The 24,606-nt window shown below is 73.8% G+C and carries 23 protein-coding genes; 7 read left to right on the forward strand and 16 right to left on the reverse strand.

Annotation, left to right across the window (positions count from 1 at the left end; all coding sequences use genetic code 11):
- Window positions 1-52 precede the first annotated feature (52 nt).
- Both cydB and cydC read left to right on the forward strand, forming a co-directional pair.
- A complete protein-coding gene (gene cydB, locus AC3YO9_RS10580; RefSeq protein ID WP_489983100.1) occupies window positions 53-1,063 on the forward strand; it encodes a cytochrome d ubiquinol oxidase subunit II in 1,011 nt (336 codons plus the stop codon).
- Window positions 1,060-4,506, forward strand: coding sequence for a thiol reductant ABC exporter subunit CydC (gene cydC, locus AC3YO9_RS10585; RefSeq protein WP_489983101.1), 3,447 nt, complete (start codon window positions 1,060-1,062; stop codon window positions 4,504-4,506). The genes cydB and cydC overlap by 4 nt, the downstream gene beginning before the upstream one ends.
- On the opposite strand, the gene AC3YO9_RS10590 is transcribed toward cydC, so the two are convergent.
- The 10 genes from AC3YO9_RS10590 to AC3YO9_RS10635 form a co-directional block, all read right to left on the reverse strand.
- Entirely contained in the window at window positions 4,407-6,281 is a 1,875-nt protein-coding gene (locus tag AC3YO9_RS10590; RefSeq protein WP_127783054.1) for a putative bifunctional diguanylate cyclase/phosphodiesterase, read from the reverse strand. The two genes, cydC and AC3YO9_RS10590, sit on opposite strands and share 100 nt — an antisense overlap.
- A 79-nt stretch (window positions 6,282-6,360) precedes the next feature.
- Entirely contained in the window at window positions 6,361-6,840 is a 480-nt protein-coding gene (locus AC3YO9_RS10595) for a hypothetical protein (protein ID WP_489983102.1), read from the reverse strand.
- Window positions 6,840-7,196, reverse strand: coding sequence for a response regulator (locus tag AC3YO9_RS10600; RefSeq protein WP_489983103.1), 357 nt, complete (start codon window positions 7,194-7,196; stop codon window positions 6,840-6,842). Before AC3YO9_RS10600 ends, AC3YO9_RS10595 begins: the two co-directional genes overlap by 1 nt.
- Complete coding sequence (locus AC3YO9_RS10605; protein ID WP_489983104.1) at window positions 7,193-7,798, reverse strand: chemotaxis protein CheX; 606 nt, start codon at window positions 7,796-7,798, stop codon at window positions 7,193-7,195. The genes AC3YO9_RS10600 and AC3YO9_RS10605 overlap by 4 nt, the downstream gene beginning before the upstream one ends.
- A 1-nt stretch (window position 7,799) precedes the next feature.
- Entirely contained in the window at window positions 7,800-8,186 is a 387-nt protein-coding gene (locus tag AC3YO9_RS10610; RefSeq protein WP_127783050.1) for a response regulator, read from the reverse strand.
- Window positions 8,183-9,043 (reverse strand): CheR family methyltransferase, encoded by an 861-nt coding sequence (locus tag AC3YO9_RS10615; protein WP_489983105.1) that lies wholly within the window; start codon window positions 9,041-9,043, stop codon window positions 8,183-8,185. Before AC3YO9_RS10615 ends, AC3YO9_RS10610 begins: the two co-directional genes overlap by 4 nt.
- On the reverse strand, window positions 9,040-10,212 hold the full coding sequence (locus tag AC3YO9_RS10620; RefSeq protein ID WP_489983106.1) for a protein-glutamate methylesterase/protein-glutamine glutaminase: 1,173 nt from the start codon (window positions 10,210-10,212) through the stop codon (window positions 9,040-9,042). The genes AC3YO9_RS10615 and AC3YO9_RS10620 overlap by 4 nt, the downstream gene beginning before the upstream one ends.
- Before the next feature lie 11 nt (window positions 10,213-10,223).
- Entirely contained in the window at window positions 10,224-11,879 is a 1,656-nt protein-coding gene (locus AC3YO9_RS10625; RefSeq protein ID WP_489983107.1) for a methyl-accepting chemotaxis protein, read from the reverse strand.
- An 88-nt stretch (window positions 11,880-11,967) separates the two neighbouring features.
- A complete protein-coding gene (locus AC3YO9_RS10630; protein WP_127783046.1) occupies window positions 11,968-12,390 on the reverse strand; it encodes a chemotaxis protein CheW in 423 nt (140 codons plus the stop codon).
- Window positions 12,387-14,681 (reverse strand): chemotaxis protein CheW, encoded by a 2,295-nt coding sequence (locus AC3YO9_RS10635; RefSeq protein ID WP_489983108.1) that lies wholly within the window; start codon window positions 14,679-14,681, stop codon window positions 12,387-12,389. The genes AC3YO9_RS10630 and AC3YO9_RS10635 overlap by 4 nt, the downstream gene beginning before the upstream one ends.
- A gap of 201 nt (window positions 14,682-14,882) precedes the next feature.
- Here AC3YO9_RS10635 and AC3YO9_RS10640 point away from each other — a divergent pair, with 201 nt between their 5' ends.
- The 5 genes from AC3YO9_RS10640 to csrA are packed head-to-tail and all read left to right on the forward strand — an operon-like array spanning window position 14,883 to window position 18,401.
- Window positions 14,883-15,386 (forward strand): flagellar protein FlgN, encoded by a 504-nt coding sequence (locus AC3YO9_RS10640; protein ID WP_127783044.1) that lies wholly within the window; start codon window positions 14,883-14,885, stop codon window positions 15,384-15,386.
- Window positions 15,383-16,738 carry a flagellar hook-associated protein FlgK gene (gene flgK / locus AC3YO9_RS10645; protein ID WP_489983109.1) on the forward strand — a complete coding sequence of 452 codons (1,356 nt, stop codon included), beginning with the start codon at window positions 15,383-15,385 and terminating at the stop codon, window positions 16,736-16,738. Before AC3YO9_RS10640 ends, flgK begins: the two co-directional genes overlap by 4 nt.
- Before the next feature lie 2 nt (window positions 16,739-16,740).
- A complete protein-coding gene (gene flgL, locus AC3YO9_RS10650; protein ID WP_489983110.1) occupies window positions 16,741-17,619 on the forward strand; it encodes a flagellar hook-associated protein FlgL in 879 nt (292 codons plus the stop codon).
- Window positions 17,620-17,633: 14 nt separating this feature from the next.
- The gene (fliW, locus tag AC3YO9_RS10655; RefSeq protein WP_489983464.1) at window positions 17,634-18,095 is read left to right on the forward strand and encodes a flagellar assembly protein FliW; all 462 of its coding nucleotides are present in this window, start codon (window positions 17,634-17,636) and stop codon (window positions 18,093-18,095) included.
- A 48-nt stretch (window positions 18,096-18,143) separates the two neighbouring features.
- Window positions 18,144-18,401: a carbon storage regulator CsrA gene (gene csrA / locus AC3YO9_RS10660; protein ID WP_127783040.1), complete on the forward strand. Its 258-nt coding sequence runs from the start codon at window positions 18,144-18,146 to the stop codon at window positions 18,399-18,401.
- Between the two features lie 175 nt (window positions 18,402-18,576).
- Here csrA and AC3YO9_RS10665 read toward each other — a convergent pair whose 3' ends face one another.
- From AC3YO9_RS10665 to AC3YO9_RS10690, 6 genes are all read right to left on the reverse strand, one after another.
- Window positions 18,577-18,795, reverse strand: coding sequence for a hypothetical protein (locus AC3YO9_RS10665; RefSeq protein ID WP_489983111.1), 219 nt, complete (start codon window positions 18,793-18,795; stop codon window positions 18,577-18,579).
- 57 nt (window positions 18,796-18,852) lie between these two features.
- Complete coding sequence (locus tag AC3YO9_RS10670) at window positions 18,853-20,166, reverse strand: hypothetical protein (RefSeq protein ID WP_489983112.1); 1,314 nt, start codon at window positions 20,164-20,166, stop codon at window positions 18,853-18,855.
- A gap of 1 nt (window position 20,167) precedes the next feature.
- On the reverse strand, window positions 20,168-22,222 hold the full coding sequence (gene flhA, locus AC3YO9_RS10675; RefSeq protein ID WP_127783037.1) for a flagellar biosynthesis protein FlhA: 2,055 nt from the start codon (window positions 22,220-22,222) through the stop codon (window positions 20,168-20,170).
- Between the two features lie 173 nt (window positions 22,223-22,395).
- The gene (locus tag AC3YO9_RS10680; RefSeq protein WP_489983113.1) at window positions 22,396-23,490 is read right to left on the reverse strand and encodes an EscU/YscU/HrcU family type III secretion system export apparatus switch protein; all 1,095 of its coding nucleotides are present in this window, start codon (window positions 23,488-23,490) and stop codon (window positions 22,396-22,398) included.
- Entirely contained in the window at window positions 23,490-24,251 is a 762-nt protein-coding gene (locus AC3YO9_RS10685; RefSeq protein ID WP_489983114.1) for a flagellar biosynthetic protein FliR, read from the reverse strand. The genes AC3YO9_RS10680 and AC3YO9_RS10685 overlap by 1 nt, the downstream gene beginning before the upstream one ends.
- Window positions 24,252-24,280: 29 nt before the next feature.
- Window positions 24,281-24,550 carry a flagellar biosynthetic protein FliQ gene (locus tag AC3YO9_RS10690; RefSeq protein ID WP_127783034.1) on the reverse strand — a complete coding sequence of 90 codons (270 nt, stop codon included), beginning with the start codon at window positions 24,548-24,550 and terminating at the stop codon, window positions 24,281-24,283.
- Window positions 24,551-24,606: the final 56 nt, after the last annotated feature.

The following is a 24,606-nucleotide window of genomic DNA, read 5'->3' on the forward strand; positions in this document are numbered from 1 at the left end:
CTACTGACCTGGTGCGGCTGAGCAGCACCCCTGACCCGGCAGGAGAGCCATCGTGGACCTGGAGACGTTGTGGTTCATCGCCATCGTGGTGCTGTGGATGGGGTTCCTGCTGCTGGAGGGCTTCGACTTCGGGGTGGCCATGCTGGTGCCCGTGCTCGCCCGCGGGGACGCCGAGCGCACGCTGATGCTGCGCACCATCGGCCCGGTGTGGGACGGCAACGAGGTGTGGCTGATCACGGCGGCCGGGGCGATCTTCGCCGCGTTCCCCGGCTGGTACGCCAGCTGGCTGCCGGCGATGTACCTGCCGTTCGTGGTGGTGCTGCTGGCCCTGATCGCACGCGCCGTGGGCTTCGAGTGGCGTCACTCCCACGACACCGAGGCCTGGAACCAGGGGTGGACGCGCACCGTCACCGTGTCCTCCACCGTCGCCTGCCTGGGCATCGGCGCGGCGCTGGCGGTGACCACGCTGGGCCTGCCCATCGCCGAGGACGGCACCCGCACCGGCGGGGCGTTCTCCGGGCTGGGCTGGACGGCACTGCTGGGTGCAGTGGCCGTGCTCGCCTTCTCCGTGGTGCACGGCGCCATCTTCCTGGCGCTGAAGACCGATGGGCCGGTGCGGGCGCGGGCCTGGCGGCTGACCAAGACGTGGCTGCCGGTGGGCGCGCTGCCGCTGCTGGTGTGGGTGGGGCTGGCGCAGGCGCGGTTCGGCAACGCCGCCACCGCCACCGCCGCCGTGGTGGCGGTGCTGGCCGCTGTGCTCGCCTGGTGGCTGGTGCGGGCCGACCGGGAGGGCTGGGCCTTCACCGTGTGGTCGCTGTTCATGCTGCTGTGCGTGGGCACGATCTTTGGCGCGCAGTACCCGGTGGTGGTGCCCTCCACCCTCACCGAGGCGTTTGACCTCACCATCTACGACACCTCGGTGAGCCACTACACGCTGGTGTTCATCACCTGGGTCGCGGCCTTCGTGCTGCCGTTCGTGCTGGTGTACGAGGCGTGGAGCTACTGGGTGTTCCGCCGTCGGCTGACCGCGGACGACCAGGGCCCGCACTCGGTTCCCGCGTGAGCGTCCCCGCCAGGGGACCGCTGGCACCGCTGGCCGGTGTCCCCGGTGTGCGGGCGGCGCTGCTGCGGGCCGGCCTGGCCGCCCTGGGACAGGTGGTGGGCATGGTGCTGCTCGCCGCCGGCCTGGCGGCCGCGCTGGCCGACGTGGCCCGCGGCAGCCAGGCCGGCGGCGACGGTCCCGCGGCGATGCTCGCGGTTGCCGCGGCCGGTGTGGGGGTGCGCGCGCTCAGCGGGTTCCTCGGCGACGTGGCGGTGGAGCGCGACGCCCGCCGGGGCGAGGACACCCTGCGCCGACGGGTGCTGGACCGGCTGCTGGCCGGGGAGGGCGAGGCGGTGCAGGCGGCCGGCGGCACCGGGCCGGCGGCGCTGCTCGCGGGCACCCGGCTGCACGAGCTGGCACCGGCCCTGGTGACGGTGCTGCCCGCCCTGGCCCAGACGGTGGTGGTGCCCCCGGTGGTGCTGGTGGCGCTGCTGGCCACCGACTGGCTGTCCGGGGTGATCGTGGCGTGCACGCTGCCGCTGGTGCCGCTGTTCATGGTGCTGGTGGGGTGGCACACCCGCGAGCGCACCACGGCGGCCGCGCTGGCGCTGGACCGCATCGCCGAGCACGTGGCCGAGCTGGTGCGGGGGCTGCCGGTGCTGGTGGGCCTGGGCCGCGCCGCCGACCAGCTGGCCGCGCTGAGCCGGCTGGGGCAGGCGCACCGCGTCCGGACGATGGCCACGCTGCGGGTGGCGTTCCTGTCCGCCCTGGTGCTCGAGGTGATCGCCACGCTGTCCATGGCGCTGGTGGCGGTGTCCATCGGCCTGCGCCTGGTGCACGGGGAGATGCCGCTGCAGGCCGGGCTGTTCGCCCTGCTGCTGGCCCCCGAGGCGTTCGCGCCGCTGCGCGCACTGGGGTCTGCGCACCACGCCAGCGAGGACGCCGCGGCAGCGGTGGCCGCGGCCGAGGAGGTGCTCACCGGCGAGCGGGCGCGGCCGGTGGTGCAGCCCGGCCCCCACCTGGCCGTGCGCGACCTACGGGTGCAGCGACACGGCCGCGCGGCACCGGCGGTGGACGGGCTGAGCCTCACGGTGGCACCCGGGGAGGTGCTGGCGCTGCGTGGACCGAGCGGGGCGGGCAAGTCCACCGTGCTCGCGGTGCTGGCCGGCACGCTCCGCGACGGCCCCCGTGCCCGGGTGACCGGATCGGTGACGGTGCCCGGCGAGGTGGCGGTGGTGCCGCAGTTCCCGCGGACCACCGCACCGACCGTGGCCGCCGAGCTGGTCCGCCACGGCGCCCACGAGCAGGACGTGCCGGCGCTGCTGGCCGAGGTCGGGGCCCCCGGGCTGGCGCAGCGGCGCTGCCGCACCCTCTCGCCCGGTGAGCTGGCCAGGGTGGCGCTGGCCCGAGCCCTGGTGCGGGTGCACCGCGGGGCGTCGGTGCTGCTGCTCGACGAACCCACCGCGTCGCTGGACCCGGCCGCCACCGCCGTGGTGCAGCAGGCGCTGGCCCGGGTGCGGCACCAGGTGCGGACGGTGCTGGTGACCCACGAGCCCACGCTGGCCGCGCTCGCCGACCACGTCGTGGACCTGCCCGGGCTCCCCGCCGCAGTCCCGGTCCCCGCCGCGCCGGCCGGCAGTCCCGGCCCCCGGCCCAGCGCCGCCCCGCCCGCCCACCAGGAGCCGCAGGCAGCGGTGGCGGCGACCAGTGCCACCTCCACCGGGCAGACCCGGTGGCCGCGCCGGGCGCTGGTGCGGGCGGTGGCCGCGGGCGTGGGCTCGGCGGCAGCCGCGAGCACGCTCACCGCGGTGTCGGGCTGGCTCATCGTGCGCGCCGCCGAGCAGCCCCCGGTGTTCGTGCTGCTGGTGGCGATCGTCGGGGTGCGCTTCTTCGCCCTCGTGCGGGCCGTCCTGCGCTGGGCCGAGCGGCTGGCCGCCCACGACGCCGCGCTTCGCCTGGCCGCCCGCACCAGGGTGCAGCTCTGGCGGGCGCTGGTGGCGCAGGGCCCGGCCGCCGACCGCACCCCGGGACGCGCGCTGGCCCGCGTCGTGGGCGACGTCGACCTGCTGCAGGAGCTGTCGGTGCGGGTGCTGACCCCACCGTGGGTGGCCGGCCTGGTGCTCACCGGCACCGCGGGGGTGCTGGCGGTGCTGGACCCGGCGGCGGGCCTGGCGGTGGCGGTGGTGGTGGCCGCCGCGGTGGCGCTGGTGGTGGCGGTGCACCGGGTGGCCGACCGGGGCCCGGCCCGCCGCGCCGACGAGCTGCGCACCGTCACCCTGCAGGAGACGGCCACCGCGCTGGAGGGCGCGGCCGACCTGCGGGCGCACGGGTTGGTGGCGGCGACGGTGGCCGAGCTCGACCGCGGTGGTCGCCACCAGGGTGTGGCCGCGCGGCGGGCGGCGCTGGCACGGGCGGCGAGCACCGCGGTGGCGGTGCTGGCCAGCGGCGGGGCCGCCGTGCTCGCCCTGGGGGTGGGTCGCTCGGCGGTGGCCACGGGAGCGATCTCGGTGCCCGCGCTGGCGGTGCTGGCCCTGGCGCCGCTGGGGCTGCTCGATCCACTGGTGAACCTCGGTGCGGCGCTGCGCCAGCGGCGGGCGTGGCAGGACGCCCGCACGCGGGTGGCGGCAGTGCTGGCCGAGCCGGTGGCGGCCGAGCCCCCCGCGCCGGTGGCGCTGCCGCGGCCGGTGGAGTCGCTGCGCACCGCCGACCTGTGGGCGGCGTGGCCGGGTGGGCCGGACGTGCTGCGCGGGCTGAGCCTGTCGGCGTCGGCCGGCGACGGCTGGGTGGTGGTGGCCGGGCCGTCGGGCTCAGGCAAGTCCACCCTGCTCAGCGTGCTCATGGCGGCGCTGCGCCCGCGGGCCGGGAGCTACCAGCTGGAGCAGGTGGACACCGCCGCCGTGCACAGCGCCGACGTCCGCTCAGCCATCGCCTGGTGCCCGCAGGACGCGCACGTCTTCGCCGCCTCGGTGCGGGCCAACCTGGCGTTGGCGGCCCCGCGCGGGCAGCTGCGCGAGCCGGCCATGCGCGCCGCGCTCACCCAGGTGGGGCTGGACCGCCTGGTCGACTCCCTGCCCGCGGGCCTGGACACCCCGGTGGGCTCGGGCGGCACCGCGCTCTCCGGCGGGGAGCGGCGCCGGCTGGCGGTGGCCCGGGCGCTGCTGGCCGACCGGGAGGTGGTGCTGCTGGACGAGCCCACCGCGCACCTGGACCCACCCACCGCCGCGGCGCTGGTGCAGGACCTGCGCCTGGCCCTGCGCGGGCGGACCGTGGTGTGCGTGACCCACCAACCGACGGTGGCCCGGCCCGGAGACCTGCTGGTGCAGCTGCCCGCCCGTACGCCGCCGCAGCCGGTGGTCCCGCAGCCTCAGCAGGCTTCCCGCCCGGCAGCGCCCAGCCCGGCAGCGAAGGTGGTGTCGAGCAGCCGCTCCAGCTCCTCCGGTGGCACCGGCCGGCTGAACAGGTAGCCCTGGGCGGTGGGGCACCCCAGTGCTCGCAGCACCTCCGCCGCCGGCTCGTTCTCCACCCCCTCCGCCACGACGTCCAGCCCGAACGCCTGGGCCAGCCCGATGATGGACTTCACGATGGCCAGGTCGTTGGGGTCGGCGTCCACGTTGTGCACGAAGCCGCGGTCGATCTTGAGGGTGTCCACCGGCAGCTGCTTGAGCTGGTCCAGCGAGCTGCGCCCGGTTCCGAAGTCGTCGATGGCCACCTGCACGCCCAGCCGCTTGAGCCCGCGCAGCGTCTGCAGCACGGTCGCCAGGTCGTGGATCACGGCGTGCTCGGTGATCTCCAGGCACAGCAGCGGCCCGGCCAGGTCGTGCTCGTCGAGCACCGCGGCCACGGTCTCCACGAAGTCGGCGGTGATCAGCTGGACGGGGGAGACGTTCACCCGCAGCTGCAGCGCCAGTCCCGGCCGTGCGCGGCGCCAGGCGGCCAGCTGGCGGCAGGCCTCCTGCAGCACCCAGCGCCCCAGCTCGCCGGCGAGGTTGGTGGACTCGGCGATGCCGATGAACGAGTCCGGCTGCAGCAGACCGCGCACCGGGTGCTGCCAGCGCACCAGCGCCTCCACCCCCACCACCTCGCGGGTGCGCAGGTCGATCTCCGGCTGGTAGTGCAGCAGCAGGCCGTGCCCCTGCACGGCCGTGCGCAGCCGCATCTCGATGTCGGTGCGCACCGCGTCCTCGGTGTGCATCTGCTCGGTGTAGCAGGTGATGGTGTTGCCGCCCCGCTCCTTCGACGTCGTGGACGCCTGGGCGACGCGGTTCAGCAGCTCGGTGGCGCCGCAGCGGCCGGGCACCGCGACGGCCACCCCGATGCTCGCCGTCCGGCCCACGTTCTCCATCTTCAGCGCCACCGGTGCCGCGATCGACCGCTGGGCCCGCACCGCGGCCTGCTCCGCCTCGCCGAGCCGGGCCGGCTCGCCCAGCAGCAGGACGAACTCGTCGCCGCCCAGCCGCACCACCAGGTCGCCGGCGAAGGCCTCGGTCAGCCGCCGGGCCACCACCCGGAGAAACTCGTCCCCCGCGGCGTGGCCGAGGGAGTGGTTGACCACCTTCAGCCGGTCCACCGCCACGTGCACCAGCCCGACGGGGTGCTGCTCGGGCGCGGCGAGGCGGCGGCGCAGCTCGGTCAGCAGGACGTGCTGGGCCGGCAAGCCGGTGAGCTCGTCGTGGTCGGCCAGGAAGCGCAGCCGCTCCTCGGCACTCACCCGGGCGTGCAGGTGGGTGAGGAACGCCGCCACCGCCTGCAGCGCGTGAATCTCCCGGGGGCTCCAGCTCCGCTCGCCGCGGACCACCACGCCGAGCACGCCCACGGTGGCGCTGCCGGTGCGCAGCGGCACCGCCACCGTGGTGTGGCCGTTGCTCGAGACCGCCTGCCCGAGCACCCGGTAGGTCTCCGCCCGCACCGGCGCGAACACCACCTCCCGCGGGTGCGCCCGGATCCCCAGCACGGTGGCGCCGTCGCGGAAGGGCACGACCTGCATCGGGTCCGGGCCCGCCCGGGCGGCGCGCGGTGGCCACTCGGCCACCAGCACCGACGCGTCCAGCACCGTGTCGTTGCGCCGCAGGTAGCAGGCGTCCACGTCGAAGTGCTCCACCAGCTCGCGCAGCACCGCCGTGCAGGCCTGGGGCGCGGTCATCGACGTCACCGCCAGCAGCTGGCCGGCCAGGTCCGTGACGAGCACCTCCAGGTCGCGCTTGACGTCGCCCGGGCCCGACGGTGCGAGGGTGAGGTGCATGGTGTGTCCATTCGGTCGTGCCGGCCGTGTGGGCCGCGGGGTGAGCCAGAGCGGGTGGAGCTGGGGAACAGGTCGGTGGCTACGCAGCGGCAGCCACCGACAGCCGGCCGGGGCCGTAGCCGGGCACGTCGAGGTCCAGGTCGAGCCGTTGCAGGCCGGAGTAGAGCAGCGACGTCGCGAGGGGCGGTGCCGCGGCCACCGGCCGGTAGGTGCGCTCCAGCCGCAGGTGTGGGTTGCCCGGCAGCTGGAACGCCGAGGCGAGCACGTTGCTCACCTCGCTGAGGGCGTCGAACAGGTCCTGGGGCAGGTGCTGCTGGTGCACCGCCTCGCGGACGGTGCCTGCCGGGTACAGCCCCAGCGCGGCTCCCACGCCGGCGGCGGCGCGCAGGTCCCAGCCGGCCACCGCGCACACCTCGTCGGTGTCGTTGACGTAGGTGGCCAGCACGCCGCCGATGGCGCCGACCCCGTCCAGCGGGGTGCCGGGCCGGGTGGTGACGTCGCGGCCGAGCAGTCCGTCGAGGATGTCCTTGACGCGCTTCACCGGGGGCAGGGTGGTCATCAGGCGGGCTCCAACGCGTCGCGGAAGGTCTCCGGGGTGAACGGCTTGACGATGAGGAAGGCGGCGCCGGCGGCGGTGGCGGCGGCACGCATCTCGTCGGAGGACTCTGAGGTGACGAACCCGAAGCGCACCCGCGAGCCGGCCGCCCGCAGCGCCCGCAGCGCGTCCAGCCCGCTCATCCCGGGCATGTTCCAGTCCGACAGCACCAGGTCCGGCTCCTCGGCGAGGGCCACCTCGTAGGCCTCAGCCCCGTTGGCGGCCTCCAGGACCTCGGTGCACTCGATGCCCGCCTGGCGCAGGGTGCGGACCACGATGCGCCGCATCACGGTGGAGTCGTCGGCCACCAGCACCCTCATGCCTGGCCTCCCCGCGCCCGGGGGGTGCTGCGGCGCTGCCACAGCGACACCTCGATGACCTCGTCGGTGGGTCGGCCGGGGTCCTGGCGGCGCCAGCGGGCCGCCACCTGCACGCGGGGCTCGGCGTCCACGCTGATCAGCGTGGCGGCGTCGAGCACCACCTGGGGCAGCGACAGCACCAGGTCCGTGCCCAGCGTGCTTTTCACCGCACCGCCCACCATGTTGGCGACCTCGCCCAGTGCGTCGGCGAGCACCGTGGTGCTCGGGTCGACGAGGTCACCGCCCCACAGCCCGGCAGCCAGCCGGTGGGCGCAACCCGGGCTCATCGAGACCTGCACGTGGCCCGCCCAGGCCCCGCTGATCGACACCGCAGCGAGCATCCGGGCCCTCGCGGCTGGACCGCTCGGCGGGTCGAGCAGGGTGAGCTCGCCGTCGAGGTAGGCCGCCCACACCCGAGCCAGCACCTCGCCCAGCTGCGCGGGCGTGGGCAGCGGCACGGGGGTGGGCAGCCGCACGGGGGTGGGCAGCCGCACGGGGGTGGGCAGCCGCGCGGGGGTGGGCAGCCGCGCGGGGGTGGCGGGGACCGCCAGGGGAGCGTGCACCTCAGGCCCGCGCCGGCACCAGGCCGAGCAGCTGCAGCTTCTCGGCGAGGGCGTCGGGGGTGAACGGCTTGACCAGGTACTCGTGGGCGCCGGCGGCCAGCGCCCGCACCACCTGGCTCTGCTCGCTCTCGGTGGTCACCATGAGCAGGGTCATCGCGGCGTAGCGCGGGTCCGCCCGCAACGCCTGGATCAGCTCCAGGCCGTTCATCTCGGGCATGTTCCAGTCCACCAGGGCCACGTCGGGCACGGGGTCGGCCGCGGCGAGGCGCTCCAGGGCGTCGCGGCCGTCGACCGCCTCGCTCACCTCGAATCCGAACTTGGTCACGATGCGTCGCAGGATCATTCGCATCGCCGAGGAGTCATCGATCACGATGGCACGCACGGTCATCCCTTCCTGGTCAGGTGCACAGCAGCGGAGGTGCGGGACCGGTAGGCGGACAGGCCCGCGAACCGTTCCTGCTCGAGGTCGTCGGTGAGGCCGCGGGTGCTCTCCGCGGTGCCCAGCACGATCCAGCCGTTCGGCGCGAGCACCCGGGTCGCCCGGCGCAGGATCGACGTCTTGTGCGCCGGGTCGAGGTAGATGAGCACGTTGCGCAGGAAGATGACGTCGAAGGTGGGCAGGGTGGTGAAGGCGTCCACCAGGTTGCGCTGGCGGAAGCTCACCTGCCGGCGCAGCACGTCGCGCACCTGCCAGGTGGGTCCGTCCTGGGTGAAGTAGCGGTCGCGGTAGGTCGGCGGCAGCCCGCGGCTCATCTCCAGCTGCGAGTACCGACCGGCCCGGGCCTGCGTCAGCACCGCGTGCGAGAGGTCGGTGCCGAGCACCTCGAAGCGCTGCTGCGGGGCCATCTCGTCGCTGCGGTGCATGTCGTCCAGCACCATCGCCAGGCTGTAGGCCTCCTGCCCGGTGGACGCCGCCGCCGACCACAGCCGCAGCACCGAGCTGCGCTCCCGCTCCAGCAGCAGCCGCGGCAACAGCTCGGTGCGCAGCCCGGCGAACACGCCGGGGTCGCGCAACCACGACGTCTCGTTGGTGGTGAGCGCCTCCACGATCGCCCAGCGCTGCTGCCGGGCGTCGGGGTGCTGGGCGGCACGCACCAGCTCGGACACCCCGGTGAGGCCCTCGCCGCGCACCAACGGGCTGAGCCGGGCCTCCACCAGGTACTCCTTGCCGGGCAGCAGCACGATGGCCGCCTCGCGCAGCAGCAGCGCGGCGACGAACTGGAACTCGGGTGCTCCGATGCTCATCGGCTGGTCCCGAACGTCGCCGCGGCGGGCACCCGTCGCGCCGCGGGGCGGGACAGCCGGCCGAGCAGGTACGGGGCGATCTGGTCCAGGCCCAGCACCTCTCGCGCCAGGCCGGCCTCCACCACGGCCCGGGGCATGCCCCACACCACCGACGACGCCGCGTCCTGCGCCACCACCTGCGAGCCGCTCTCCACCAGCAGCCGGGCGCCACGCCGGCCGTCCTGCCCCATGCCGGTGAGCACCACGGCCAGTGCTGAGCCGGGGTAGGCCGCGGCCACCGAGCCGAACAGCACGTCCACCGACGGCCGGGAGTAGCTCTCCGGGGCGCGGTCGTGCAGCACGGTGCGCACCGCGCCTGCCCGCCGCTGCACCTCCAGGTGCCGCCCACCCGGGGCCAGGTAGACCACCCCGGGCTGCAGCAGCTGGCCGTGCTGCGCCTCCACCACGGTGGCCGGGCCCAGGCGGTCGAGGCGGCCGGCGAGCATCTGGGTGAACACCGGGGGCATGTGCTGCACCACCACCACCGGGACCGGGAGGGCCGCGGTCAGCGCGCCGAACAGGCGGGTCAGGGCCTCTGGCCCGCCGGTGGAGCTGCCCACCGCCAGCACCTGCGGCACCGGGCCGACCTCGGCGGCCGGCCGGAGCAGGGCCGGCGCGCCCGGGCCACCTGCGGCGGTGCTGCTGGTCCGGCGGGCACGCGTCCCCACCGGTACTGCCCGCGCGGTCAGCGCCCGCACCCGCGGCACGAGCTGGTCGCGCACGTCGGCCAGCGACGCGGCCAGGCTGGCGCCGCTGCTGGGCTTGCACACGTAGTCGCTGGCGCCCTGCGCCAGGGCCTCCACGGTGGCCGCGGCGCCGTGGCCGGTCAGCGTGGACACCATGACCACCGGCAGCCGGGGGTGGCGGCGACGGATCTCCCGCAGCGTGGCGAGCCCGTCCATCACGGGCATCTCCACGTCCAGGGTGACCAGGTCCGGGCGCAGCTCGGCGATCTTGCGCAGCGCCAGCTCCCCGTTGGCGGCGGTGCCCACCACGCTGATGCCCTCGGCCTCCTCCAGCACCCGCGACACCAGCCGCCGCACCAGCGCAGAGTCGTCCACCACCAGGACGGTGACAGCCCTGGTGGTGGGCGTGTCCCGGTGCGTGTCGCCGGGCTGACGGGTGCTCATCCGGGGCGGCCCTAGTAGACGAACGAGGAGACCTGGCTGCGGAGGTCCGCTGCCATCCGGGCCAGCTCGTCGACGTCGGTGCGCGTCTGGGAGACCGCGGCGGTGGTGGACGAGGCGGCCGAGGCAACCCCGGTGATGTTCGCGGCGATCTCGCCGGTGCCGGCGGCCGCGTCGGTCACGTTGCGGCTCATCTCGTTGGTGGTCGCGCTCTGCTGCTCCACCGCTGAGGCGATGGTCAGCTGGAAGTCGTTGATGGAGGCGATGATCGCGGCGATGTCACCGATGGCGTGCACGGCGCCGGCGGTGTCGGACTGGATGGCCTCCACCCGGCGCACGATGTCCTCGGTCGCGCGGGAGGTCTCCTGCGCCAGCTCCTTGACCTCGTTGGCCACCACCGCGAACCCCTTGCCCGCCTCACCGGCCCGGGCGGCCTCGATGGTGGCGTTCAGCGCCAGCAGGTTGGTCTGCGCCGCGATCGAGGTGATCACCTTGACCACGTTGCCGATCTCCTGCGAGGAGACCCCAAGCTTGGCCACCGTGGCGTTGGTGGTCTCCGCGGCGGCGACGGCCTGGGAGGCGACCCGGGCGGCCTCGTTGGCGTTCTGGGCGATCTCGCGGATGGAGGCCTCCATCTCCTCCGAGCCGGCCGCGACCGTCTGCACGTTGCGCGACACCTGCTCCGAGGCCGCGGCGACGACGCCAGCCTGCACGGCGGTCTCCTCCGCTGCGGCGGCGATCTGGCTGGAGGTGGCGGAGAGCCGCTCGGCGGAGGTGGACACCGAGTCGGCCGAGCCCACCACGCTGCCGATGACCTCGCGGAAGTTGACCTGTGCCTGCTCCAGAGCCTTGGCCATCCGGCCGATCTCGTCGTCGGCCTCCACGTTCGAGCCCACGGTGAGGTCGCGGCGAGACATCGCCTCCAGGGCCCGCTGCACCCGGCGCAGCGGACGCCGGACCATCCCGGCGATGAGGTAGTTCAGCCAGAGCGCCAGCAGCAGGCCGACGCTCAGCACGCTGGTGAAGACCACGATGGCGCGGTCGGTGCGGTCCTGGGAGTCCTCGGCGAAGTCCAGGAAGTACTGGTTGGCCAGGGCCTGCATCGGCTTGCGGGCGGCGACGAGCTGGTCCAGCGCCGGCTGGCCCTGCGCGGTGAACGCGCTCTGGTAGCCGGCGAGGTCACCGGCCAGCGCGGCCGGCAGCAGCGTGGTGTCGCGCACGCTCTTGTACTGCTGCCAGGCGCTCACGTAGGCGTCCCAGGTGGGGTAGGCGCTGACCACGGGGGTGAGGCGGGCGATCGTGCCGTCCACGGCCGCGTCGCTGGCAGCGATCTTGCGGAGCCACTCCTGCTTGGCCGCACCCGTGGGTGCGGCGGCGAGCGAGGGCACCAGCGGCTCCGCCGCCAGCTCCGTCTCGTAGAGCTCGTTCAGCGGGGCGACGACGTCCCGCTGCACCTGCGCCAGGCCGGTGACGTCCTTGCCCGCGTCGTGCAGCGCGGTGCTGGCCACGACGCAGGAGATCACCGCGACCACGGTGATGAAGCCGACCGCGATGAGCAGCTTGACGGTGACCGACCGGTTGGCGAACCAGCGGTACAGCGGGTTGCGCGTGCGCCGGCCACCTCCCACGGCAGCCGCCGCGATCGGCGCGCCCATCGTCAGCGTAGACATGAAGTCCTCTCGGAAACCTGGTGGAGCAGCGTCAGTGAGTTGATCGACCCCGTGCGGGGCCGCATGAGCGAAGGCGCGGAAATGCCCGTCACCCGGTGACCGCGGCCGCCACGTCGAGGCTGAGCACCAGGTGGTCGTCGAGCTTGTGGGCACCGAGCACCAGGTCGCGTCCCACGCCCCGCACGGTGTCCGGCAGCGGCTCGAAGCTGCTCTCGTCCACCTCGACGACCGCGCCGACACGGTCCACCAGCAGGGCCACGCACTCCCCAGCCACCAGCACCACCACCAGCATCGGTGCCAGCTCGGCCGGACGCGGGGACAGCTGCAGCCGGGTGCGCAGGTCCACGGCGGTGACCACCTGCCCCCGCAGGTTGAGCAGCCCCGCGATGGCTGCCGGCGCTCCGGGCACCCGGGTGAGGGCTTGGTGGCGCAGCACCTCCCGCACGCGGTCCACGCCCACCCCGTAGAGGCTCTCGCCCAGCCAGAAGGTGGCCAGCTGGGTGCTGCTCATGCCCCGGCCCCGGCCAGCTCGGGGGAAGTGGGCTCGGGGGCGGGGGCCTCGGGGGCGGGGGCCTCGGGGATGGCGGGCTCAGGGAGAGCGGCCTCGGGGACGGCGGCGTCGAAGTCCAGGGCCACCGAGCGGATGGCGCGCTCCACGTCCACCAGGCCCACGATCTGGCCCTTCACCACCACGGTGCCCAGGTAGCGGCGGTCGTCGGTGCCGCGGTAGGGGGAGCCGTCGTGCTCGGCGATGTCCAGGATCTCCTCCACCACCACGGCCACGCTGCGCCCGCCCCGGGAGCACACCGCCACCGGCAGCTCGGTGCGGTGCGGTGCGCACGGCACGTCCAGGTACCGGCTGAGCCGGACCAGCGGGAGGATGGCGCCCCGGTGCTGGACCAGCTCGCCGGTGCCCACCTGCTCCACGCGTGCGGCGGCGATCATCTCCAGCCGGGTGACCACGGCCATGGCGATGGCCACCTGGTGCCCCTCGCCCACGGTCGCGACGAGCAGCCGCTGGGGCTCGCGCTCAGCCACGCTGCCCGTCCGCTCAGGGGCCCGGAGGGCGCGCTCGGCCAGGTCGGGGTGGAGCCCGCGGCGGGCGAGGTTCTGCACGTCCAGGATCAGCGCGACCCGGCCGTCGCCGAGGATCGTCGCCCCGGAGTAGAGGCTGGTGCCGTCCGTCGCCGGGCCGCCCGGCGCCAGGCCGCGCAGCACCGGGCTCAGGGCCTTGACCACGATCTCCTCGGTGTTGACCACCCCGTCGACCAGCAGGCCGAAGCGGCGGCTGCCGGCCTGCACCACCACGACCACCTGCGCGCCGCGGGCGTGGTCGTGGCGCAGGCCGAGCTCGCGAGCGAGGTCGACCAGCGGGAGCAGCGCACCACGGAGGCGGTAGACCGGGGCGCCGGCCACGTCCTCGATGGCTGCGGCCTCCACCGCCACCAGCTCCAGCAGGCTGCTCTGGGGGATGGCGAAGCGCTCGGTGGCGCACGCCACGGTGAGCGCGGGCACGATGGCCAGGGTCAGCGGGACGCGCAGCCGGCACACCGTCCCGGTGCCGGGCGTCGACTCGAGCTCGATGGTGCCGCCGATGGACTCGATGTTGGTCTTGACCACGTCCATGCCGACCCCGCGGCCGGAGACGGTGGTGATCGTGGTGGCGGTGGAGAACCCGGGGTGGAAGACCAGGTGCAGCACGTCGCGGTCGGACATCTCGGCGAGCTGCGCGGCGCTGCGCAGTCCCCGCTCGAGGGCACGCTGGGCCACCCGGGCGGGATCGATGCCGGCGCCGTCGTCGGCGACCTCCACCACCACCTGGCCGCTGTGGTGGTAGGCGCGCAGGTGCACGGTGCCCTCCGCGGGCTTGCCGGCCGCCACCCGGGCCTTGGGTGGTTCGATCCCGTGGTCGACGGCGTTGCGCACCAGGTGGGTGAGCGGGTCCTTGATGGCCTCGAGCAGCGCGCGGTCGAGCTCGGTGTCCTGGCCGGTCATCAGCAGCCGCACCTGCCGACCGCACTGGGCGCCGAGGTCGCGCACCACGCGGGGCAGCCTCGACCACAGGTGGTCGATGGGCTGCATCCGGGTCTGCATGATGCTCTCCTGCAGCTCGGTGGTGATGGCGCTGAGCCGCTGGGCGGTGCGGGTGAGGGCGGGGTCGTGCAGCGCCCCGACGCCGCGCAGCAGCTGGTTGCGGGCCAGCACCAGCTCGCCGGCCAGCTGCATCAGGGTGTCCAGCACCTCCACGTCCACCCGCAGCGACCCCTCCGCCGCCGAGCGGCGCGCCGGGGCAGCCAGCTCACCGACCGGCGCCGGCACGGCAGGGAGAGCAGGTGGTGGGGGAGCGGGGGCCGGGGCAGGAGCAGGAGCTGCGGCCACCACGGCGGGTGCCGGGATCACCTCCCGAACTGTCGGCGGGCTGGTCGGGTCGGCCAGCAGGGCCCGCAGCCGCGCGGACACGGCCTCGGTCTCCACCTCGCCCTCGCTGCCGTCGGCCTCGATGGTGGCCAGCAGGGCGCGAACGGTGTCCACCATCTCCAGCAGCACGTCCGCCGTGGCGGTGCTCATGCGCTGCTGACCGTCCCGCAGCCGCGACAGCAGCGACTCACCGGTGTGGGTGAGCTGCTCCAGCCGGTTGAAGGCCAGGAAGCCGCTGGTCCCCTTGATGGTGTGGATGGTGCGGAACGCGCTCGCCAGGGCCTCGCGCGAGGTCGGCTCGACCTCGAGGGCGAGGAGGTCGCGGTCGAGCTGGTCGAGGTTCTCCCCGCTCTCCACCAGGAACTCCTGGACGATCTCGTCCATCTCATCCACGCTGCCTGCCTCCATCGTCCGCGACAGCAGCCCAATCGGCCGCTGCCCCAACAACATGAGGTCACCCCGGCGCCGCGGCACGCCTGGGCGGGGACGTCGGCGGTGTGATGGGGTGAGGGCAGAGACGTCCACGGGCTCAGGTCCCGCTGCCGACGGCCGATCAGACAGGCAAGTCGGAGGATTGGGTTGATCATGGTTCAGACGAAGGAAGCAGCGGGCTACTCCGCCGTGTCGACGGTGCTGTGGCGCGAGCGGGAGGCCCTGCAGCACGTGCAGTTCAAGCTGGTCCAGCAGCAGCTGATCCTGCAGTCGGGCCAGACCCGGATGCTGGACTCGGCCACCGAGGAGCTGGAGTCCGCGCTGGACCAGCTGCGCTGCACCGAGGTGCTGCGGGCCATCGAGAGCGAGGTGATCGCCGCCGACCTGGAGGTCGACGAGCTGCCCACCCTGGCCGAGCTCGCCGCCGAGGCGCCGGAGCCGTGGGCCACCGTGCTCACCGAGCACCGCAGCGCGCTGCGGGCGCTGACCGACGAGGTGGACACCACCACCCGGACCAACCGTGAGCTGCTCACCGCCGGCGCGAGCACTGTGCGGGAGTCGCTGCAGCAGCTCACCGGCAGCCTGGACACCTACGACCACCGCGGCGGTGCCGAAGCCACCGGTCGCGCACCGGTGCTGATGGACCAGCAGGCATGAGCAGCACCTTCGCCGGCATCAGCACAGCGATGTCGGGCCTCGCGGCGCAGCGCTACGCCCTGGACGTGACGGGGCAGAACATCAACAACGCCGGCGTCGCGGGGTACACCCGCCAGCGGGCGGACCTGGCGTCGGTGGGCCCGGTGGCGGGCGTGCCCAGCATGTACTCGACTCCGCACGCCGCGACCGGAGTGACCATCGCCGGCACCAGCCGGCTCAACGACCCCGTGGTGGACGCCAGGGCCCGGGTGGAGCACGGCCAGAACGGCTACCTGCAGACCAGTGCCGGCACGCTGTCCAGCGTGGAGGGCCTGTTCCTCGAGCCCAGCGACACCGGGCTGTCGGAGGAGCTCAACGGGTTCTGGAAGTCCTGGACCGAGGTGGCCAACCACCCGGGCAACTTGGACGCCCGCAACGTGGTGCTGGTCAAGGCGGCCGGGCTCGCCGCATCGATCACCGCCACCGCCGGTGCGCTGCAGCGGCTGACCGAGGGTGTCGGTACCCAGCTGGCCGAGGCGGCCGGCAAGGTCGACACCGCGGCCACCGCGCTGGCCGAGGTGAACCGAGCCCTCACCCTGGCCACGGCGACCGGCTCCAGCACCAACGCGCTGGCTGACCAGCGCGACTCCCTGCTGATGACGCTGGCCGACCTGACCGGGGCGCAGTCCACCATCACGCGCGACGGCAGCGCCACCGTGGTGCTCGGCGGGCGCACGCTGGTCTCCGGTGGCACCGCGGCCACCGTGGCGGCCGGCCCCGGCGGTGGGCTCACCGTGGGCGGCGAGGCCCCCGCCGGCCGGGTCGGCGGCGTGCTCGGCAGCCTGTCGGACGCCCTCGCCACGGTGCTGCCCGGCTACGCCGCCCGACTGGACACCGTGGCCGCCGGGCTGGCGGAGAGCGTCAACGCGGTGCAGACCAGCGGATACACCCTGGCCGGCGCGGCCGGCACCGCCCTGTTCACCGGCACCACCGCCGCCACGCTGCGGGTGGCGGTGACCGACCCGGCCGACCTGGCTGCCTCGGCCAGCCCCGGCGGCAACCTCGACGGCTCCCTCGCCGGGCGGATGGCGGCGCTGGGCACCGCCCCCTCCGGCGCCGACGCCCGCTACCGGCAGCTGGTGAGCACCCTCGGCTCCGAGGTGCAGGCCACCAGCCGCCAGGCCGCGGTGCAGCAGGCGCTGACCACCAGCGTCGACGACCTCGCCCAGGCGGCCTCCGGGGTCAGCCTGGACGAGGAGACCGCCAACCTGCTCACCTACCAGCGGGCCTACCAGGCCGCCTCCCGCGTGCTCAGCACGGTGGACGAGATGCTGGACACGCTCATCAGCCGCACCGGAAGGGTGGGCCTGTAACCATGCGAGTCACCGAGCAGTCCTCGGCCCGGGCCACCCTGGCCGGGCTGCAGTCCACCGCCTCGCGGCTGCAGGACGTGCAGGCGCGGCTGTCGTCAGGCCGCCAGATCACCAAGCCGTCGGACTCCCCGTCGGGCACCGCCACCGCCCTGCAGCTGCGCTCGGAGCTGCGCCGCACCGAGCAGCACCAGAGCAGCGCCACCGACGCGCTCGGGTGGCTGACCACGGTCGACTCCACCCTGAGCGCGGTGGGCAACCAGGTGCAGCAGGTGCGCACCCTGGTGCTGCAGGGCCTCAACACCGGCAGCGCCGACGCCACGTCCAACGAGGCGCTCGCCCAGCAGGTCGACCAGGCCCGGACGGCGCTGCTGTCGCTGGCCAACGCCACCCACCAGGGCCGCCCCGTCTTCGGTGGCAGCACCGCCGGGCCGGTGGCCTTCGACCGCAGCGGGGCCTACGTCGGCGACGCCGGCACGGTGCAGCGCACGGTGGGCCCCAACAACGAAGTCACCGTCAGCGGCTCCGGGACCGCGGCGTTCGGCAGCCCGGGCAACACCGTCTTCGACGTGCTCACCGACATCGCGGCCAAGCTGCGCAGCAACCCCGCCGCGCTGGGCCCGGAGCTGTCCAGGTTGGACAGCGCCCGGCAGGCCGTCACCGGCCAGCAGGCGCTGGCCGGGTCGCGCTACCAGAGCGTCCAGTCGGTGCAGACGGCGACGCTGGTGCAGACCACCCAGCTGAAGACCCAGCTGTCCGAGCTGCAGGACATCGACCTGGCGGAGACCGTGATCGCGCTGACCACTGCGGACACCGCCTACCAGGCAGCCCTGGCCACCACGGCCAAGATCCGTCAGATCTCCCTGCTGGACTACTTGAGGTGACTGTGTTGACTGAGGTGACTGTGCTGGACGGCCCGACTGTGCTGGACGGGCCGGCGGTGACGGCCAGCGGCGCCCCCGCCGCCGCACTGCCCCGCACGGTGCGGCTGGCCGAGCCCATCCCGGGCTTTCCCGACCACCACGAGTTCACCCTGGACCCGGTGGACGAGGGCGGCGTGCTGTACGCGCTGCGCTCGGCGCGCACCCCGTCGCTGCGGTTCATCCTCGCCGACCCGGCCACGTTCTTCCCGGACTACTCCCCGGCGATCAGCGCCGCTGACCTCGGCTGCCTCGGCGTGGCCGACGACGAGGAGGTGTCGGTGCTGGTGATCGTCACCCTCACCGACCGGCTGGACGACGCCACCGCCAACCTGCTCGCACCGGTGGTCATCGCCCCCCGCCTGGGCACCGGGGTGCAGCTGGTGCTGCGCGACACGTCGCTGTCGCTGCGCGTCCCGCTGCTGGCGTCCGCACGATAGCGTGGGCGTCGCCGAGACCGGCTCACCCACAACGCCTGGAGCAACACCGTGCTGATCCTCACTCGCCGTGCCGGCGAGAGCATCATGATCGGGGACGACATCGTCATCACGGTGTCGGAGGTCCGTGGCGACGCGGTGCGGGTGGGCATCGAGGCTCCTCGGGCGGTGCAGGTGCACCGCGAGGAGGTCTACCGGGAGCTGCAGCAGGCCAACGCCCAGGCCGTGACCACCAGCGACGACGCCCTGGCTGCGCTGCGCACGGCGCTCGATCCAGCAGGCAGCAAGCCGGACCCCGCGACCGACTAGACGAGTCGCCCAAGGCAGCGCCGGCTTCGACCCCTACGGTGCGCCGAGCGCCATCCACTGCTCGGGCTTCTCGAGGGAGCCATTCCTTCGGCTGGTGCGAGCGACGTCGACGTCGCACAGCCACGCAAGGGTGGCCTGGTCCGTGACCACCCGGGCGGCATCGCGCTGAACGTGCTCAGCGGACCACCGGTCCGCGCCCCGCGGCGCCGGCCGGTGCCGGCCGTGGGGGTGCGGTGACAGCGCGCAGCGCGGCCACCATCAGCGCCGCCACCGGCACGGCGACCAGGAAGCGGACGCCGGCGGTGGTCGGGCTCATCGACTCCACCACGAACGCCGACCACAGCGCGGGCACGCTCATCACCAGGGCGAGCAGCAGGACGGACCAGCGAAACATCGGGTACCTCTCGGTCGATCAGGAACGGGCGGCGGCGGAGCCGGGGCAGGGGCCAGCTCAGGTGCTTGCCCGACGAGCACCGGTGCGCAACAGGGCGAACAGCAGCCCCGCCCAGGCGGTCGCGTCGGCAGGGCGCCCGTCCAGCAGCGCCACGGGCAGGTCCAGGTCCCACACGGTGGCGGGGCTGGTGCTGCGCCGCGAGGAGTGCACGCAGAGCGCGTCGGCGCCGAGCGGGCGCAGCCGGGCGCGGGTGTCCTCGGTCTTGCTGGTGGCGTCCACCACCGCCCACACCACGGTCGGGTGCAGCGCCTGCAGCATCGCCGGGCCCCAGGGGTCCTCGCCGTGCTCAGGCCCACCGTCGGTGCCCAGCACCAGCACGGCGGGGGTGGTGGCGGTGGTCAGCTCCGCGCGCAGGGCGGTCGCCTCGGCCGGGGTGCTCATCACCGGGGTGCCGGGGTGGGCCAGCACCGGGTCGCCGGGGTGCCCGGCCACCCGGATGCCGGCGGGGTCCAGCCGCAGCGTGGCCGCCACGGCGTGCGCGGTGCGCAGGCTGGGGGCGAGATCGCCCACCAGCACCAGCAGCTCGCCGGCACCGCGGGGCGGCAGCGGGGGTGGAGGCAGCTCGTCCAGGATGTCGGCCAGCGCCTGGAAGACGTTGTCGGTGCCGGCGGCGGGGCCGGTGAGCACGGGGACGCCGAGGTCGCGCAGCTGCACCAGCATCTCCATCCGCCGCCGGGTGGCCGCGCCGCCACCGACGCTGGGCGCCGCCGGTGAGCGGGGGAGGTCCAGCAGCCCAGCGTCCGGCACATCGTCGGGACCGTCGCTGGTGTGGCCGGTGTCGTTGAACGAGCCGGTGTCGTTGAAGGAGCCGCGGTCGTTGACGGAGCCGGTGCCGTTGGGGGAGCTGCTGCCGCCGACGAGGTTCTGCAGCACCTGGGCGAAGTCGAGCTCGTGCGGGGTGCCGTTGAGCGTGCTCTCCCGGTGGTCGGTGGAGCCCAGCAGGTCCAGCAGGGCGTCGTCGACGTGCCAGCCGTCCTCCGAGGCGGACAGCGTCCGGCCGTCGCTCGAGGTGTCCACGTGGTCCAGCCGGTCAGCGTCCGCCACCAGCGCCGCGACCGGGTCCAGCTCGGCCGGCTCCAGCGCTGCGGCCGGGTCCACCTCGGCCGGGGCGGGTGGCGCGGCCTGCACCCGGTAGGTGAGGCGGAAGGACTCGCGGGCGAAGAAGCCGGCCACGCCGCCACGGCGCACCCGCTCGTGGCTGAGCACGCTGATGTCGCCGTGGCGCTCCCGCAGCTGCTCCACCAGGCGGCGCACGTCGCTGCCCTCGGCAGTCAGCACCCCGGTGGTGTCTGCCGTCTCGGCGTCGCTCATGTCAGACACCGACCGTGCGGCCGTCAGCCACCACGCCCACGGTGTCCACGGCCACCGCGTTGTGGGAAATCTCCGAGTACGACATCACCGGCAGGTCGGGCACCGTGCTGGCGATCAACCGGCGCAGCGGCAGCCGGATCTGCGGTGCGCAGGCCAGCACCGGGCGGTAGCCGTGCTCCAGGGCCTGCTGGTGCATCCGGGCCACGCCCTCCAGCACGCCCTCGAGCAGGTCCGGGGTGGGCAGCAGCTGCACCCCGGTCTCGCTGGGCCGCAGCGACTCCAGCAGGCCCTGCTGCATGGACGGCTCGAGGGTCAGCACGCTGAGGCGCCCATCGGTCAGGTGGGCCGCGGTGATGGCTGGGGCCAGGGCCAGGCGCGCAGCCTCCACCAGCCGGTCGGGGTCGGTGCCGGTCTTCGCGGCCAGGGAGAGCGCCTCGAAGATGCGCACCAGGTCGCGGATGGGCACCCCCTCGTCGAGCAGCGCCCGCAGCACCCGCTGCACCTCGCCCAGGCTCAGCAGGGCGGGGGTGAGGTCCTCCACCACCACTGGGTGGCTGCGCTTGAGGGCCTGGGTGAGCGCGGCGGTGTCCTCGCGGCCCAGCAGCTGGCTGGCGTGGGTGCGCACGATCTCGGACAGGTGCGTGATGATCACCGACGACTGGTCCACCACGGTGGCTCCGAGCATCTCCGCCTGGCCACGCAGGCTGGTGTGGATCCACTTGCCGGTCAGCCCGAACACCGGCTCCTGGCCCACCACCCCGGGCAGGTTGTCCAGGTTGTCGCCGATGGCCAGGGCGGTGCCGGCCGGCGCGGCGCCGCGGGCGACCTCCACGCCGTTGACGCTGATGGCGTAGGTGGAGGCGGGCAGGTCCAGGTTGTCGCGGGTGCGCACCGGCGGCATCACCAGGCCCAGCTCCAGCGCGAGCTTGCGGCGCAGGGCGCGCACCCGGTCGAGCAGGTCGGCGCCGGCGCCGTCCACCAGGGAGATCATGTCCGGGGCCAGCGCCAGCTCCAGCGGGTCGACCGCCAGGTCGTCCAGCAGCGCGTTGGTGCTGTCCGGGGCGGGGCCGGTGGCGGTGGCGGCCTCGAGCATCGCCGCCTCGGCCGCCTCCTGCTTGGTGGTCGCGCCCAGGCGCTGGGCCAGGAACAGCAGCAGCCCGCCCACGGCGATGAACGGCAGCTTGGGCAGGCCCGGCACCAGGCACAGCGCGATCGCGGCGCCACCGGCGATCTGCAGCGCGCGCTGGTGCCGGCCCAGCTGGGCGGCGACCACCGTGCCCAGGTCGTCGGAGTCGCTGGAGCGGGTGACGATGAGGCCGGTGGCCACCGACAGCAGCAGCGCCGGGATCTGGGAGACCAGGCCGTCGCCCACGGAGAGCAGGCTGTACTTGCTGACCGCCTCGCCCACGGGCATCCCGTGCGAGACCACCCCGATGGCGATGCCGCCGATGAGGTTGATCAGGGTGATCAGGATGGCCGCGATGGCGTCGCCCTTGACGAACTTGGAGGCGCCGTCCATCGAGCCGTAGAAGTCGGCCTCGGAGGAGACCTCGGCGCGCCGCTCACGGGCCTGCTTCTCGTCGATCAGGCCCGAGTTGAGGTCGGCGTCGATGGCCATCTGCTTGCCGGGCATGGCGTCCAGGGTGAAGCGCGCGCCCACCTCGGCCACCCGGCCGGCGCCGTTGGTGATGACCACGAACTGCACCACAAGCAGGATGGTGAAGATCATCAGCCCGATGATCAGCGAGCCGCCGATGACGAAGTGGCCGAAGGCGCCGATGACCTCACCGGCGTAGCCGTCGGTGAGCACCAGGCGGGTGGCGGAGATGTTCAGCGCGAGCCGGAAGAGCGTGGCGATGAGCAGCAGGGAGGGAAAGCTGGAGAAGTCCAGCGGCCGCTTGACGTACATGCTGACCAGCACGATGAGCACGGCCAGGGTGATGTTGAAGGCGATCAGCAGGTCCAGCACCATGGCGGGCACCGGCACCACCATCATCATGATGACGGAGACGATGCCGATGGGCACCGCCAGCTTGCTCAGCGACTTGGGATTCACGACACCTACTGCTCAGACGCGACGAGGAAGCGGCGAGGTGTCGCTGCTCCGGGGGCATGGCTCGGGGAACACTGCTGGTGCATCCCGGTCCCTGGGCTGCATCGACTCACCGTCCTGGCACTGGTTCTGTTCGGCAGCTGTCACCAGAACCTGAGTGCGGCAACGAAGTTGGATCAGTGTGCGACGGCGGGCAGCTGGTGGGTGCCGGCCACCGAGCCGCGCCGACGCAGCCGCATCACGAAGGCCAGCACGGTCGCCACGCCCTGGTAGAGGTCGGCGGGGATCTCGTGGCCGATCTCGCAGGTGGCGTGCAGGCTGCGGGCCAGCGCCACGTCGCGCACCATCGGGATGCGGTGCTCGGCGGCCACCTCGCGGATGCGCGCGGCGGTGAAGTCCGCGCCCTTGGCGATCACCCGGGGCGCGCCGCGGGCGGGGTCGTAGCGCAGCGCCACGGCGAGGTGGGTGGGGTTGAGCACAATGACGTCGGCGGTGGGCAGGTCGGCCATCATCCGGTTGCGGCTCATGGCCAGCGCGCGCGAGCGGCGAGCGCCCTTCTGCACCGGGTCGCCCTCGGAGGTCTTGTGCTCCTGCTTCACCTCCTGCTTGGTCATCTTCAGCTGCTTGCTGGTGCGCCGGCGCACCACGATCACGTCCGCGATCGCCATCACCACCCCGGCCACCGCGCCGTAGCGCACCAGCCGCATGGCGGAGTCCACGGTGGTGTCCAGCACGCTGGTCAGCGGCAGCGTGCCGGCGCTCATCAGCGCCGGCACCAGGTCGCGCACCGACAGGTAGGTGATGCCGCACAGCACCCCGAGCTTGAGCATCGACTTGACCAGCTGCCACAGCCCCTGGGGGCCGAACATCCGCTTGACCCCGCTGAAGGGGTTGAGCCGCGACACCTTGGGCTTCCACAGCTTGGGCGCCAGGTAGATCCCGGCCTGCGAGCCCGAGGCCAGCACCGAGGTCAGCATCACCACCGCCGCCAGCGGCACGGTGGCCATCGCCGCCTCCAGCATGGTGTCGCGCGCCAGCTGCAGCGCCCGGCTGGTGTCCGGGGTGGTGATGAGCGCCCCGATCTGGACCATGGTGGCCCGGCACAGGCTCATCAGCGAGCTGCACACCATCGGGATGACGAAGCTGGCGGCGGCCAGGCTGAGCCAGGAGCCCAGCTCCGGGCTGTGCGCGATCTGGCCGTCCTTGCGGGCCTTCTTCTTCTTCTGCGGGGTGGCCTGCTCGGTCTTCTCACCCGCCGGCTTGCCCGCCATCAGCCGATCACCGCCGAGATCATCCGGCTGGCGGTGTCGGCCATGGTGGTGATCACCCCGGGCAGCGTGGTGAGCACCAGTCCCACCAGCCCGAGGGTGAGGCCGATCTTCAGCGGGAAGCTCACCGAGAAGATGTTCAGGTGCGGGGAGATCCGGCTGAGCAGGCCCAGCGCCACGTCGGCGATGAACAGCACCGCGATCATCGGGGCGGCGATCTGCAGCGCGGCGATGAACATGTCGGTCATGGCGGTGACCAGGGTGGCGCCGAGGTCGGACAGCGACAGGGTGGCGTCCAGCGGCAGCGCGGTGAAGGTGCGCAGGAAGCCGGTGATGATCACCAGGTGCGCGTTGCTGGCGAAGATCAGCACCGTGGTGAGCAGCGCGAACAGCCGCCCGAACACGGCGTTGGTGTTGGCCATCAGCGGGTCGTAGGCCGCGGCCAGGGAGAACCCCCCGAACAGGTCGATCATCGACCCCGCCGCCTCGACGGCGGTGAACAGCAGCCGGGTGAGGAACCCCAGCGCGGCGCCGATCAGCAGCTGCTGCACGGCACTGCCCACCAGCGGCCCGATCTCCGCGGCGGGCACGTTCTGCCGGGCGGTGCCCACCACCACCAGCGACAGCACCCCGGCCAGCATCATCCGCACGGTGCGCGGCACGCCCGCGGTGGCCAGCGGTGGGGCGATCATCAGCCACGCGCCGATGCGGATCGAGGCCAGCAGCACCGCGAGCAGGCTCGCGGTGTCCAGCTGCACGCTCATCGCACGTCCACGGGTGGGCTCGCCCTCGCTCAGCTGGTCAGGGAGGGGATCTGGGTGAACAGCTGCTCGGTGAAGGTGATCATCGTGTGCATCATCCAGCTGCCGGAGACCAGCAGCGCCACCCCGACGCCGATCACCTTGGGCACGAAGGACAGCGTGAACTCCTGGATCTGCGTCGCCGACTGGAACATCGAGATGGCGAAGCCGATGACCAGGGCGGTGAGCAGCACCGGCGCAGCCAGCTGGAAGCCGATCAGCATGGCCTGCAGTCCGAGGTGGACGATCGCGGTGTCGGTCATGGCGGGTACCTCGAGTCAGGGGTGGTTCGGCTGGGCACGGACGGGCGTGTGCTGGG

Source organism: Rhodococcus sp. Z6_132 (assembly GCF_058133635.1).